Origin of the sequence: Halomonas sp. 5021, from assembly GCF_036663435.1 — a bacterium.
Classification (GTDB): Bacteria; Pseudomonadota; Gammaproteobacteria; order Pseudomonadales; family Halomonadaceae; genus Vreelandella; species Vreelandella janggokensis.
Genome location: NZ_JAXOVU010000006.1, coordinates 1 through 14,473 on the forward strand (window position 1 = coordinate 1; position 14,473 = coordinate 14,473).

General features: G+C 56.3%; 12 protein-coding genes and 1 riboswitch. Of the genes, 7 read left to right on the forward strand and 5 right to left on the reverse strand.

Annotated features, from left to right (window positions below; genetic code table 11):
* From R3F64_RS11060 to R3F64_RS11090, 7 genes are all read left to right on the forward strand, one after another.
* Positions 1 to 1,122, forward strand: a 1,122-nt coding sequence (locus R3F64_RS11060; RefSeq protein WP_332611444.1) for a type VI secretion system Vgr family protein, incomplete at its 5' end; no start/stop codon positions are given.
* A complete protein-coding gene (locus R3F64_RS11065) occupies positions 1,122 to 1,928 on the forward strand; it encodes a DUF4123 domain-containing protein (protein WP_199285153.1) in 807 nt (268 codons plus the stop codon). The genes R3F64_RS11060 and R3F64_RS11065, both read left to right, overlap by 1 nt.
* A 14-nt stretch (positions 1,929 to 1,942) precedes the next feature.
* Complete coding sequence (locus tag R3F64_RS11070; protein ID WP_332611448.1) at positions 1,943 to 5,515, forward strand: hypothetical protein; 3,573 nt, start codon at positions 1,943 to 1,945, stop codon at positions 5,513 to 5,515.
* Positions 5,512 to 6,723, forward strand: a complete 1,212-nt coding sequence (locus R3F64_RS11075) for a hypothetical protein (RefSeq protein ID WP_199285155.1) — start codon at positions 5,512 to 5,514, stop codon at positions 6,721 to 6,723. The genes R3F64_RS11070 and R3F64_RS11075 overlap by 4 nt, the downstream gene beginning before the upstream one ends.
* Positions 6,724 to 6,888: 165 nt before the next feature.
* Entirely contained in the window at positions 6,889 to 7,293 is a 405-nt protein-coding gene (locus R3F64_RS11080; protein WP_199285156.1) for a hypothetical protein, read from the forward strand.
* A 188-nt stretch (positions 7,294 to 7,481) separates the two neighbouring features.
* Positions 7,482 to 8,075 carry a hypothetical protein gene (locus R3F64_RS11085; protein WP_199285157.1) on the forward strand — a complete coding sequence of 198 codons (594 nt, stop codon included), beginning with the start codon at positions 7,482 to 7,484 and terminating at the stop codon, positions 8,073 to 8,075.
* A 107-nt stretch (positions 8,076 to 8,182) separates the two neighbouring features.
* A complete protein-coding gene (locus R3F64_RS11090) occupies positions 8,183 to 9,388 on the forward strand; it encodes a hypothetical protein (RefSeq protein WP_199285158.1) in 1,206 nt (401 codons plus the stop codon).
* Between the two features lie 10 nt (positions 9,389 to 9,398).
* Here R3F64_RS11090 and R3F64_RS11095 read toward each other — a convergent pair whose 3' ends face one another.
* The 5 genes from R3F64_RS11095 to R3F64_RS11115 form a co-directional block, all read right to left on the reverse strand.
* Positions 9,399 to 10,016 (reverse strand): hypothetical protein, encoded by a 618-nt coding sequence (locus tag R3F64_RS11095; RefSeq protein ID WP_199285159.1) that lies wholly within the window; start codon positions 10,014 to 10,016, stop codon positions 9,399 to 9,401.
* Positions 10,017 to 10,067: 51 nt separating this feature from the next.
* The gene (locus R3F64_RS11100) at positions 10,068 to 10,958 is read right to left on the reverse strand and encodes an NAD-dependent epimerase/dehydratase family protein (protein WP_199285160.1); all 891 of its coding nucleotides are present in this window, start codon (positions 10,956 to 10,958) and stop codon (positions 10,068 to 10,070) included.
* A gap of 90 nt (positions 10,959 to 11,048) precedes the next feature.
* The gene (locus R3F64_RS11105; RefSeq protein WP_199285161.1) at positions 11,049 to 11,813 is read right to left on the reverse strand and encodes an ABC transporter ATP-binding protein; all 765 of its coding nucleotides are present in this window, start codon (positions 11,811 to 11,813) and stop codon (positions 11,049 to 11,051) included.
* Positions 11,813 to 12,877: a FecCD family ABC transporter permease gene (locus R3F64_RS11110; RefSeq protein ID WP_066319060.1), complete on the reverse strand. Its 1,065-nt coding sequence runs from the start codon at positions 12,875 to 12,877 to the stop codon at positions 11,813 to 11,815. The genes R3F64_RS11105 and R3F64_RS11110 overlap by 1 nt, the downstream gene beginning before the upstream one ends.
* Positions 12,874 to 13,890, reverse strand: coding sequence for an ABC transporter substrate-binding protein (locus R3F64_RS11115; protein WP_332611454.1), 1,017 nt, complete (start codon positions 13,888 to 13,890; stop codon positions 12,874 to 12,876). The genes R3F64_RS11110 and R3F64_RS11115 overlap by 4 nt, the downstream gene beginning before the upstream one ends.
* A gap of 64 nt (positions 13,891 to 13,954) precedes the next feature.
* A riboswitch (cobalamin riboswitch) is annotated at positions 13,955 to 14,145 on the reverse strand.
* Positions 14,146 to 14,473: the final 328 nt, after the last annotated feature.

Sequence of the window (14,473 nt, forward strand, 5' to 3'; positions counted from 1 at the left end):
GTTACTCACCACGGCGAGCAACCCCAGGCGTTGGAAGAGGACGGCATCACCCAGGGTGATGCAAACGGTATGACCCGCTACCACAATCAGGTCACGCTGATCCCCGGCGATGCCCCCTGGCGGGCCACGCCAAATCCCAAGCCCCGTGTCGACGGCCCCCAGGTCGCCTTTGTGGTCGGCCCCGAGGGCGAAGAGATTCACTGCGACGAACACGGCCGGGTCAAGGTCCAGTTCCCCTGGGACCGCTACGCCGAGCCGAATGAAACGGCCAGCTGCTGGGTGCGGGTTGCCCAGGGCTGGGCGGGCGGCGGCTATGGCAGCATCGCCATGCCGCGCATCGGCCATGAGGTGATTGTTTCGTTTCTGGAAGGCGACCCGGATCAGCCGCTGGTCACCGGTCGTACTTATCACGCCGTCAACACCGCGCCGTACCCGCTGCCGGAACACATGACTCGCACGGTGCTGCGCACCCAAAGCCACAAGGCAGAAGGCTTCAACGAGCTGCGCTTTGAAGACGAAGCGGGCGAAGAGCAAATCTGGCTCCATGCCCAGAAAGACCTGGAGCTGCTGACGCTCAACGACCGTATTGAAGAGACCCGCAACGACAGCTTCTTGAAGGTCAATAACGACCGCATCAGCGAGGTCGACAACGACGATCACCACACGGTGCACGGCAACCGTTTCGAGCATACCGAAGGCCAGCAGCACCTGACGGTACAAGGCACCCTGCATATCAACGCAGGCCAGGCCTGGCTTAGTGAAAGCGGCCGGGAACTGCATATCAAGGCAGGTCACAAAGTGGTGCTTGAGGCGGGTGACGAATTAACCCTGAACGCTGGCGGCAGCTTTCTCAAGCTGGATGGCAGCGGCGTCACCGTGGTGGGCCCCAAGGTGCGCGTCAACGCAGGCGGCAGCCCCAGCAGTGGCAGCGGGCAGGCGGTGGAAGGCCCGCTGCTGCCAGGGCATGCGGTGGCGGAAGCGCATGAGGTCATACCGCCCGTCACCCATGAGGCGCTGCTGGAAGCTTCAGCACAGGAGGCTAGCATCGTCCAACTATGCCAAAAGCAGACCGATGGCAGTTGCCCACTGTCTGACTGTCCATGCCGGGGTAGGGCGAGTTAATGCGTTATGCAGTGAATCTTCCAGAGCAAAGAGAACGGCGCTACTGGTTGATCGATACGGCCAGCCTTCCCGAAGGTGAGGTGTTGCGTCGCTTCTATAGCGTAGTGGACCAGCCCATGTTTCGCTGGCTTTACGACGGCACGGCCTATCACGGCGTGCGAGAAAGCGGCCCCGTGCTGTTGGATATCACACACAATGCCAAGGTGTGGCAGCAATGCAGTGCAGACTGGATGCCGTATGCCGCATCGGTGGTCATCGACACGCCTGCCTCTCTGGATGACCTGCAACAGCGCCTGGCCGCCTGTTTGACCATCGACACGTCTGGCAGCGGGATGGGGCTGCTGCGCTTTCACGAGCCAGCCGTCTTGCACCTCTTGCTGGGTGAGGAACAACTCGATCAGACAGACCGCCTTGTCCTGATGGGGGAGGACACTTGCTGGTCGTGGCCGCTTTGCCTGAGTCAGGAAAACATCGTCCATGAACGCTATTTCTCGGCGGGCGGTAACAACTGGCCAGACGGTAAGCCGCTACGATTGGCGCCGGAGACTCAGCAGCGTCTGCAAGGCTTGAGGCAGTTTTCCCGGCTGATGCCCTTACTGGGAGACGCCGTCCACCGTTTCGACCTGCTGCAAAAAGAAGACGACTGCATCACCTCTCTATGGTGGGCGCTGGAGCACTACTGGCACGACACCTGGCAACTCAATCTGTCACGCAAGCAAGCGGTGGAAAACGCGCAAGGCAAGCTGATAGCGAGTGACGCATTTGAACACTTCATCGAGTCCCTTTCTCTCGATGCAATGACATGACAAAGGACACGGGAATGTCACAGAACCATGCGTGCAGCCCCAAGGCGATCTACGTGGAAATCACCGGTCGTCATACGGATAACGACCAGAATGAATACTGGCTTTATCAGGGTGACGCCGCCGAAGAATGCCTGGCAGAGGGAGATGCTTCGGAAGGCCGTTACGGGCCGATTGTCGAGACCCAGCAAACGTACTTAGAAGAAGAGTTGGCAAACTATCGCTTGGTACAAAAGATAGGCGATATTGAAGTGCCGCTACTGCAGGTGGAAGAGGTATCTAAATGCGGCCTGATTCCCAAGCAACGCGCCTTCCAGCACAACCTGATGGTCTCGACCTTGCCCATGCTGTACATCGATCATCAGGAGCTGGCGGCAGGGCCATGCCGTGGCGGCTTCATCTACGTGTTTCTCGACAACCGACTGATCAGGGAGTTGGTGGTATCCGGCGAGCCGAACCAAGCGCCGCGGTTCACCGATAGCGACATCGCGACGTACCGGCAACAGGGTGACGTTTCCACCGTTCGCGAATTCACCGGTCCCGCTCTGGCACAGCTCCATTTGCCCCTCAAGCTCAACGGCGAAGCAGCCAATGTGCGCCTGGCTTTCTCTGATCACCCCTGGCCCTGGGCGCATATCGAACAGTTGGAAGCCAACCCAGCGTTGATCAACCAACGCTGCCAACCGCTTGCCCTCAATGAATCGTCAGTGAGTGCCATGCTGCAGGGCGACATGCGCAACATGTACATCCATAGCGTGGAGGTCGGCCGTGACGAGTGCGCTGGCAAGGCCGCCCTGGACTGGCTGCCGTCCATGCGCCCACGCGATGCGGTATATGAGCAAGCATGGGGTAGCCCAAGAGACTATATTGAAGACCCGACTGCAGAAGGCTGGAGCGCATTAATCGACCAGCTTGAGTCAGAACGTGCCTTTTTCGATTCCGAAGAGGAAGACGCAACGCTCCCGGATATCGATATGGCGAAAAGGCAGCGTAACTTCTCGCCAGGGCTGCGTGGCACCCTGTTACAACAGTGGTGCAACCCCCTAAGGCCTAATGATGAACAGGCTGAAGAATCAGAGTTAGCGCTTATAAAGGCGCCTACCGCCACAGAGGATTGTTTTGCAACGCTACGCGATCAGCAGCTCTGCTGTCTCTTTCTGCGTGATCCTAAGCAGACAGTAGAACACCTGATGGCCGATATCCAAGCCACGACCGAATTGCTGATGGTGCTGGCGGAGAGCATGAAGTACCACCCTCATGGCGCCTCGGCAGAACTGATACATGCTAACTGTTTTATGGCCGAAGGACCGGATGGTGAAAGCAACCCCCGCTACCTGGATGAGTGGTTTGACCGTAAGCTTGACCGTGGTCGGGAAAGCCTGTTTTGTCGGCTAGTCAAAATGGAAGAGCGCCGCCTTGCGCGATTAAGGCGCGATCAGGCCCTTACAGCCCTTGCCGAATTGCTGAATGACGTCTCGCCAGGGGCGCTTGCACATGCTCTGCATGATGCCATGCTTTTCGATGACATCAATCTGCTCGAACCCTATGTCATCCTGGCTCGAAGTATCGATATGTTGCTGAATGGGTTACGGCCCTTTGACCCCAAGGGCACCACAGAGGAACTTGCTGACTACCACTCCCCGGAGCGGTGTCGAGCTACTCTTGATGCCCTCTATGAGGGTAAGCACCCTGTCTCAACGTTCTTCTTCCAAGGGAAGCTGTGCGATGTAAATAACAGCTGGGGTGAAGCTTATGAAAGAGACTTGGATCGAATCACCCAGGCATCGCAGCAAATACTTTCTCAGGAAGCCAACGCGGCTACGATGACGGCAGATGACCTGCTGGCCCTGCAGAACCAGCTTGTCGAAGAAACAAACCCCACGGCGGATGTTATGCGCCGTGTGCTTAATGGCTCCGACGCGATTGTCATTAATACACTGCCTCCGCTGATGGCCGCGATTCCCTGGCTCAAACTGGGCCAGTCCATGTCTGTGGATATCGCTTCGGACTATGCTGATCTAAAAGGCGCCTTGGGAGGCGGCTTGCCGATCAAAGCCGAACTAAAGGGCGGCGGGATTGTATGGATTGCTCCGCGCGAGTTCAAAACCGTCACCGAAGAAATGGCCCAAGCCAGTGCAGCTCTAAAGGCCACTGCCACCACCAATGCTCTTGGGGGCAATCACACCTCGTCGTCCCCTTCACAAACCGTTCGTGTCACTGGTCGGGAGACAACCGAATGGCGTTTTAATATGGCGCGGACAGGCTATACAGCGTTTTGGGCAGTTTTGGTGGTACTAGAAACTGCCAACTTATCAAATAGTAGTGGTGATCTCATCACTGATCCAAGCTTGGAGAGTTTTGCAAAATTCGGTAGCGCATCGGCCGACGCTTTTTTGCTTAGCGCACAAGGATTGAAGCTTGCAAATAGTAAATGGGGTTGGGCAGTCAAGACCAACAACTTTCTAGATACTTCCTATGTCAGATCTGGCGCTTGGCAAGAAGCCATGGCCGATGCGGGAAAATACCGTGGTTTAGCGACATTAGGGGCCGGTTTGTTGACTACCATGCTTGTGGCCAATGATGCTTATCAACTGGCCCAGCGTGGTGAGCAGCGAGCTGCACGATTGACCGCCGCTCAGGCCGCCGCTATAGGCGTGGCGACCGTTTATGGCTCTGGTTTCGGTACAGCTGCCAGTCGTGTATCCGAGGCTAGATTATTACCTTATCATCTTGCTAACCGAGTATTGGGCTGGGTGGGTACACCAAGACCAGTGCCCATCACCGTGATTAGCCTGGCGGCCTCTGTTTTCTTTCAGTACCTGGCTACGAATAACCGTGATGATGGCTTCTCTCTTTGGGTGCATTACGGCCCCTTCGGCAGCCGTCGCGATGAACTGGAATCGCGCTTGGCCCAGCTCGCCGCCCAAGAGGATGATCAGGATTCAGCCGCCATTCATGATTACCTGGTACAGCTAAAAGGGGCCAGCCCCCACCAAGCCTATCTTTACCTACTGCAGGGGCTGCATGACACTTATGCTGAACTTGTCTCTCCTCGAGCGTTAGCTGAGCGATCTCCGCGCTTCGCAGATTGTGATATCGCGGTCAAATTCAGCTGCGCCGGGTTACGCTATGGTGAGTTCCAGCTTCCCCCTCTAGGCGTCAGCGCGGACTATTTGGCGCCGGTGCCTGATATGGGCTTCACTTATCAGTATTACCCGGTCGTCAAGGGGCAGCGCTTGGTGGCCTCTGCGGAGGCAGAAGACCCTGAAGATAAAGCTATCCGTTATCTGGGAATTTCCTTGCCCCGCGAATGGCAGCGCATGGGTATTCCCAGCTCGCACTTAGGTGTAGACCCACGCTGGTTGCGCAATAGCCGTGGCCGTTTTCAGCATGAGCCCGATTACACGCAGGAATATCATCAGAAAGCCAGTCTAGTGCGTCTGTATCTTGATGACCTAACGGGGCAGGGCTCCATTCAGTTCTGGGATCGGGCTAGCAGAACCTATCAACCCATTGAGGACGAAATGACCTTCACTACGCACCCAGCGTCGTTGACCTGGGTATGGAATCAGCAGGGAGGCCGTCGATGAGCTTGCAAGACGAAGCGCTAACACCAGCGGGAGGAGGCTACGACGAAACTGCTTACCGCGCCGATGCTATTCCCGAACAGAGCTATGCCCCTCAAAACGAGATGCTGCGCGGACGCATTTTGGAAACTCGCCTTCCCTGGGGCAGTTATCTAGGTGTCAACCCGACTACCTATCAGTATTCGGAAAGCTGGTTTCGGGAGTATCAATATATCGGCGACAACTATCATGACTATACCATGATAAACGAGCATCGCTGGTCAAAGAGGGTTGATGAAAACATAGGCATTCTTTATCGCCTGTTACGCTTTATCTTTGTTATCTACTCCCATGGTTTTAGCTTTATTCGAACAGGTGGAGGTGTGGGCGGAGGGGTGATATTTACAGGCATCGCAGTCTTCACCTTTTTAGTAGGCACGATAGGGCAGTTCTTTGTGGAAGAACCTCAATTCCCGTTTGTGCTTTTTGGAGTTCCGATAGCTGTTGCTACATTTTGTGGTGTCGCTACTCTTCTTCTGAAGCTTTGGGAAAAGCATGAGTTGAAATTCTACAAAGGTAACCGTAATTGGTCAGATGACTATGCTTTTTGTCGACGCACCGGCATGGTCATGACCTCTCGAGGTGATTTCCCCTTCTATGAGTTTGATCCCTATATCGAAATGCGGGTAGGCACCCAAGGGTCACAGTTTCACTCGTTCAAAGTAATCCACCGCTACCCCCACCGTAGCCCTGACCCGCTTACCAATAACCCACTTGAATTTAGCTTTGCTGTGGATGGCAGTATCGCTCAGCTATACGCCGTCTGGGATATGCTGCAGCGTTATATGGATGTCTCTCAGCCGCTGCCGGATGTACCTGAATTAGAACCCTTTCGTCACCTCGACCCGACCACCAAGGCCTACGACGAAGCGGGTAAGCGTGGTCGTCCCGCTACCTACTGGCGTGATTTATATGCCCATAGCAGCGAGGAGGAACTCAAGGCATTGCGCGAAGCGCATCGCGCCGAGGTGGATGGTGCCCACTGGGGCGGCCGCCCAGACCTGATGGAACTCTCCGTGCCCAACTACCGCGAAACTCGCAAGGGCGAGCCGGAGGACGTCAACGACTTTGGGCGCTTTCCTTGGAAGGCAGGAAAGTTCTCTGATCGGCCAGAAGCGACCCAGTCCGTGGATTCACATGATCAGCAGCAGAACGACGAAAACCGACGCTGATAGCTAATTCGGCAAACATCCATTGGTTATCCGTCCGGGAAGGCAGCAATTGCCTTCCTTGGCGGTAGCGTGCGTAGTCGGCCCCTTATTGACTGAGGACGAAATGACCTTCACAACGCAACCCTCGTCGTTGACCTGGGTATGGACCCAGCCGGGAGGCCGCCGATGAGTTTGCAAAACGAATCGCTAACACCAGCGGAAGGCTACGCCGAGACCGCATTCCAGGCCGACGCCATTCCCCGCCAGGAACCACCGCCAGCAAAAAGCACTTGGAAAAAACTGGGCAGCAATTTAGATGTGGCCCGGCTACCTTGGGGAAATTATATTGGCGTGAATCCCACCCTATATGAGTACGACAATGAGTGGTTTGAGGATTACCAGTATATGAAGGAGGATTATCTAGCCTATGCCATGATTAATGAGTCGCGCTGGTCAAAGTTTGTCGATGAAAATATCAGCTTGCTTTATCGTTTCTTGCGATTTTGGTTTGTGGTCATCTCCCACGGGTTTAGTTTTATAGGTGGGGGGGGTATTTTATTGTTGGACTTACTGTTGTGGCTTCATTGTTGATTGCAGTGCCACAAATTTTTTCTGAGAATCCTGAGCTATCAGTTAACTTATTGATCATTCCAGCATGGACTATCGCTTTCTGCGGAGCAGCTACCATACTGCGAAGACTTTATGAGACATACAGCATTCGCTTTTACAAAAGCAATAAAAACTGGTCTGACGATATCGCTTTTTGTCGGCGCACGGGTATGGTGAAGACCTTCCGTGGGGAGTTCCCTTTTTATGAGTTCGATGCCTTTATCGAAATGCGCGCGGATATGAAGGGTAATCAGTTCCATAGCCTCAAGGTGCGTCATCGCTATCCACAGCACAGCAAAGACGAGCGCAACGGTCTACCGCTTGACTTCGATTTCCCGGCCGACGGGAGCATTGCCCAGCTGTATGCCATGTGGGACATGCTGGGCCGCTATATGGACGTTAGCCAACCGCTGCCGGATATCCCCCGCTTGGAGCCATTCCGTCATCTCGACCCGACCACTAAGGCCTTTGATGAGGCGGGTAAGCGTGGGCGTCCGGCGACCTACTGGCGTGATCTCTACGCCAAGGCCAGCGAGCAGGAACTGAAACAACTCCGCGAAGAGCACCGAAAGGTGGTCGACGCCGCGCCCTGGGGCAGCCGCCCGGACTTGATGGCCCAATCCGTGCCCGGCTATGGCGACAGCTATACCGCTGAGCCCGAAGACGTCAACGCCTACGGCCGTTTTCCCAACAAGGCGGACCGCTTTGTCGAGCGCGCTGAAGCAAAAGAAGCATCCCAGCAGAACAAGCGCGACAGCCATTAACGACACCACAGCAAGCGTTATCAATACGTTCTTTCGGAAGGCCGCTGGCGGCCTTCCCATGGCGGTAGCGTGGCTAAACGGGTATGGAACAAACAAGGAGCTGGAGTATGAGCCTGACGGAACAGCCACAAGATCACTATGCCGAGACCGTCTTCCAGGCTGACGCCATTCCACGCCAGGCACCACCGCCAGAAAAAAGCGTTTGGGGGAAACTGGGAAGTAACTTTGACGTCGCGCGGCTACCTTGGGGGCACTATGTCGGCATTAATCCCTCGGAGTTCGAATATGAATATTCCGGAGGATGGTATCGTGACTACGAGTATATGGGAGAGCAGGATTTCCATGACTTTAATCATATTAACGAATTGCGTTGGTCGAAGTTCGTCGATGAAGATATCAGCCTGATCTATCGTTTTTTTCGATTCTGGTTTGTTATTGTCAGTCATGGTTTTAGTTTTATTGGACCTGGAGGAGGAAAGGGGGGAGGGTGGTTTTTTTCAGCCATTGCTATGGTACTGCTCGTGCTTCTCCTGGTTTTGGAGGTTTTTGATCCAAGTGAAAAATTTCCTTTCGGCGCACTAGCTGTTCCTTTGTCAGTTTTTGCACTCTGTGGTGTGGCGACTGTATTTAAAACTCTGTTTGAGAAACATAGTATTCGTTTCTACAAGAGTAACCAGAACTGGTCGGATGATGTTGCTTTCTGTCGTCGTTCCGGCCTGGTCAAGAGCTTTCAGGGGAATTTTCCATTCTACGAGTTCGATGCCTTTATCGAAATGAGCGCGGACATGAAGGGCAATCAGCGTCACACCCTTAAGGTGCGTCATCGCTATCCGCAATTCAGCAAGGACAAACACAGCGGCTTGCCGTTGGAGTTCACCTTCCCCACCGATACCGGCAGTATCGCCGAGCGCTATGCCATGTGGGACATGCTGGGCCGCTATATGGACGTCAGCCAGCCACTACCTGATATTCCTCGACTAGAGCCCTTTCGTCATCTCGACCCCACCACAAAGGCCTTTGATGAGGAGGGTAAGCGCGGTCGACCGGCGACCTACTGGCGTGACCTCTACGCGAATGCCAGCGAGAAGGAACTGAAACAATGGCGCGAGGAGCACCGAAAGGTGGTCGATGCCGCGCCCTGGGGCAGCCGCCCGGACCTAATGGCCCAATCTGTGCCCGGCTATGGCGACAGCTATACCGCAGAACCCGAAGACGTTAACGCCTACGGCCGCTTCCCCAACAAGGCGGACCGCTTTGTTGAGCGCGCTGATGCAAAAGACTCAACTGCGCAGAACAAGCCTGACAATCATTAACGACGTCGCATTAACTACGATTCCGCCAGCGCTGCCCGCCAACCATCACCAGGTGCAGCGGCAGGTAGACGGCTACCGGCCATATCAGCGCCAGTAGGAACAGATAAAGCACTGGGTCGAGGCTGTCTTGAGGTTGGCCAAAGGGCCCGTGTACCCAGTTGATATTACGGTCTGGGTCGGTGAGCAAGTAGGACAACGGCACCACGATCCAGGTCAGCAGGGTCTGCCACAGCAGGGCGCGGCGCGCGTAGCCCAGTTTCGCCACGCCGATGCCTGCCACCAGCGGGAGTACAACGTGATAAAGCGACATGGCCCGCGTCATGGGTGGGTGCTCGGGGTTGAACATGTACTCGGTGCCACCGATGGGGTGTACGCCGGTGAACGCCGCCGTCGCGACGTCAAACGTCCAGAGGCTACCGACCAGCGCCACTGCCAGCCACTGCATCGACATCAGGGTACGGTGCTCCGTCCAAAGCGCCACCAGCAACAGGAAGTTTGCCACGTTGCACAGCCAGAAGAAATTCTGGGGGCCCAGCAGCACTGCATAGCTCGGCGCCCAGATCAGGACCCACAACGAAAAGGCCAGCTTCAGCCATCGAGGCACACCCGCTACCGGGGAATCGGCCATGGTCGTCTCCTTGTTGGCTAGACAAATCAACGTCGCTAGTTCACGGCACCCTTACTTCTCCAGCTCATCCCGCCAGGAATGGCGCGGTGTAAAGCCGACCAGACGACGCGCTTTCTCAATGCTATAGAAGGTCTCGTGCTCGCCCATTTCCCGCTTGATCGGTACCCCTGAGTAGAAGCGTTCAATCACCTGGGCGTTTGTTAGCCCCACCGATAGATCGTCATTGGCGACGTTGAACACCTGGTAGCCCAGGCCGTCCGTCTTCAGGCAGCAATCGACCATCTGGCCCAGGTCGCGGGCGTCGATGTAGGCGAAGATGTTGCGACGGCGCAGCGCCGGGTTGTCCATGTAGGTCGGGAAATGCTGGCGGTACTCATGGGGCTCGATAACGTTATTGATGCGCAGGCCGTAGATATCGATACCCGAGCGTGCCTGGAAGGAGCGCGCGGTGACTTCGTTGACCACCTTGCTCATGGCGTAGCTGTCCTGGGGCACGGTGGGGTGCTCTTCATCGACCGGCAGGTAATCCGGTTGCACCTCGCCGTCGGCAAAACATACGCCGTAGGTCGTCTCGCTGGAGGCAAAAATCACCTTGGGAATACCCAGCTTGGTGGCGGCATCCAGTACGTTGTAAGTGCTCAAGGTGTTGATGCGATAGGTCTCGTTGTCCGGCCGGTGCAGGATGGCGGGTATCGCCGCAAAGTGGACAATGGCATCGTAGCGCGGCACGCCGGTGCCCGGTTCCAGCTCGTCCATTCCGGCGTAGGCGTGGCAGGCGTTGAACACCTGGCCAGCATCGGTGAGGTCTGTCTTCAGAGTGGTAATGCCGGGCACGTCGGATGTTGCCCAGTCCAGGTTGGTGACGCGGTGACCCTGGTCGCGAAGATAGGCGGTCGCATGGCGGCCCGCCTTGCCACTGCCACCGGTGAATAGAAGTCGCATAGGTATCCCTTGGTTAATGGTAAGCACCACATCACCTTAGCAAACAACGGCTAACCCCGCTGATTGATCACCTGGCTGTGCGCGTCATGACTAAATAGCATTGCGAAAACGCATCATCTGGCTGCCGTCGATGGGGTCGGCGAAGATATCGGCGTAGACACCAAAGGTCTGGCGTAGCCGGAATGCCGTCAGTACCTCTTTAGGCGGGCCGCTATCCACCAGGCGGCCGCCGTCCATTACGCCGATGCGGTCACACTCCATGGCGTGGTTCAGGTCGTGCAGCGAGATAATCACCGTAACCGGAAGCTGCCTGACCAGCTCAAGGATCGACAGCTGGTGGCGGATATCCAGATGGTTGGTGGGCTCATCGAGCAGCAGAATCTTGGGTTGCTGCGCCAATGCGCGGGCAATATGCACGCGCTGGCGCTCACCGCCGGAAAGCGTGTGCCAAAGCCGGTCGGCCATATGCGCCATATCGACATCGACCAGCGCCTGAACCACGATGGCATCATCTTCAGTTGACCAGGGGCGCAATGCGGTAAGAAAGGGCGTCCGGCCCAGCGCCACTACGTCACGCACGCTAATTCTATCGGTGGTATCAGCCTGTTGCTCGACTAAGGCAATAGACTGTGCAATCGCCCGCTGCTTGAGGTTGTGCAGGGGCTGGCTTCCCATTAGCACCTGTCCTGCTTTGGGTTTGTTCAAGCCTGCCAACAGGCGAAGTAGCGACGTTTTGCCCGAGCCGTTCGGCCCCACCAGGCCAAAGGTTTGGCCGGGCTCGACGGCAAGGTTAATGTCAATCAGTAGAGGCGTGCCATGCACTGACCAATCGAGTTTTTGAGCGGTTAACTGCATTAAGACCTCTTGCCGCGCACGAGAATGAGCGCAAAGGCAGGTGCGCCAATCAGTGAAGTAATCACCCCGATCGGTAGCACTTGGCCGGGGATCAGAGTGCGCGAAAGAATATCTGAGCCAATCAAAAAGACCGCCCCAGCAAGCGCCGTGGCTGGAACCAAACGCGTGTGTTGGCTACCTACGATAAAACGCATGGCATGGGGAATTACCAACCCAACAAAGCCAATCGCCCCCACAATAGACACCATCACCGCCGTGACCAGCGCCATGGCGATAATCAGCATGCCGCGCACCGGGCGCACCGCGATCCCCATGGAGGCGGCGCTGTCGGCACCGAAGGTAAAGGCATCCAGGGAGCGGCGGTGCCATAGGCAAACCAGTACCCCAAACAGCGCGGCAGGCACCGCCAAGGTCACATCGGCCCAGCGCACCCCGGAAAGATTGCCCATCAGCCAGAACATGATGCCCCGGGCCTGCTCGGCGCTCGCCGACTTGGTAATGATAAAAGCGGTCAGCGCATTGAACAGCTGTGAGCCTGCGATGCCTGCCAGAATAATCGCCCCCGCTGCCTGAACGCCGCGGCCACCCCCCACGCCGCTGTTGGCCGCATGGGCGAGCATCACCACGATACCAAAGGCGAGAAGGGCGCCCACAAAGGCACCCAGGGAGAGCGAAAGCGCCCCCGCGCCAAGGCCAGCGACGGCAACGGCCACCGCGCCGGTAGAGGCCCCAGCGGAAATGCCCATCAAGTAGGGGTCGGCCAAGGGATTGCGCAGCAGCGCCTGAAGCACGACCCCTGCCAGGGCCAGGCTGGTACCACAACAGGCAGCGACCACGGCGCGGCTAAGCCGGTAGTTCCAGATAATGCCTGCATCGATCCGGTCAACCGCATAATCCGCGCCCAGTAGCTGATTGGCGAGCACTTTGAGAATGGTATCAACGGGAATCGGTGTCTCGCCGATGGCGGTGCCCGCGATCAGCGCCACCACGAGCACCAGCGGCGTGATCCATAACCAGCGCAGTGCAAAACCTGCCGTAGATAGCCGCGTTAACGCAATGCTCATTCGTCAAATGCCATTGTCGCTAGCGCCTCGGCCAGTGTTTCAAGGCCGTAAATAGTGCGCATCGTGGCGCTCATGGCGTGGGCATCCATCTCTATGATGTGGTTGTTTTTAACCGCCGTCATTTCACGGGTAACCGGGTCACTGTGCAGAAACTCACGCTTGGCTTCAATGTCGTCGGCAGGAAAGCGACGGCGATCCATGCGAGCGATAACAAGCACATCAGGGTCAGCCCTGGCGATGCTCTCCCAGCCCACCGTGGGCCACTCCTCATCGGACTCGATCACATTGCGAATACCGAGCTTATCCATCATATAGCCCGGTGCGCCCAACTGACCCGCAACAAAGGGGCTAACCCCCAGGTCTGTCGATGAGAACCAGAACGCCGCTGACAAGTCTTCCGATAAATCAAGGCTGCTCGCCAAGTCGATAGCGCGCTGTTCGCGGTCGTTCAGCTCTGCTACTAACGCCTCGCCAGCGTCTTGAACGTCGTAGATCTTGGCTAACTCGTTGATTCCTTTATAGATGGAGTCCGTCGAGAAGGCGGTGGTGCGGGTGCCATCGCCGCCGGTAGAGTTATCCTTGGTGTCGCAGTCGGCGGGCATAATATAGGTATTAATACCCAGCTCATGAAACTGCTCACGGGTGGCGACACTGCCGGTGGGACCCACGTGCCACTCGTATTGTACCGCCACCAGGTCAGGCCGTTTATTGACCACGGCCTCAAAGCTTGGGTCGTCGTTGGCGATCCGCTCGATCGCTTCATTGACCTCAGCAAACTGGGGCAGGACCGGGGTGAACCACACCGAGGTGCCATTCACTCGATCAGCGAGCCCCAGCGAATAGAGGATCTCCGTGGCTGACTGGCCTACCGTCACCGTTCGCTCCGGGGGCGACGCCACGCTGATCTCTACACCGCAATTGGTTAGCGTAAGCGGGTAGTCGGTGGAAGCGTAAGCGGCCTGGGCAAGGCCAACAGCGCTCGCGGCGATGGCCGTGGTCAATCTCAACATCATGTACACTCCCGTGCATGATGAGCTCCGTACTCGGACAGAAAACACTGGCCGAGCCACTTCGCTCGATGTAAGCAATATATCGGCAGTTCTCCTGACTGACGGGTCATGGCTAGCTCGCCTTCCCAGACAATGTGTCCAGTGGCATCAAGGAGCATCGCTCGCCGCCTACAGTTGCGGGGGCAGTTCCGTTTCGCGGCAAGCCGCGGCGGATTCTCTATTAAGTTCCGGAGGGAACACCGACACTGGCCATTCTAGGTGGCAGGGGGATAGCGAACAACACAAAGCCTAAGGATCTTATGAAACCCTACCATAAAAGCAATGTTATAACATTATATTACGAAAGCTTGTAAAAATCCAGCGGCATTCTTAGCGTCAGCTGATATACGCCTTCGCAAAGTTAATAGCTTGTAACAAATTGGCCTCGCCGCCATGCCTTCCTCTATACTGGACACCTTTTATATTCCCACTTCTTTATGAATGGTTTTATTATCCCTCAGCTAATTGCCATGAATCATATTCAAGTCTCGCAGCCATCAAATCAGCTGGCGGATATTGTCCGGCTGACGGGCTTGGCCAGCACGGG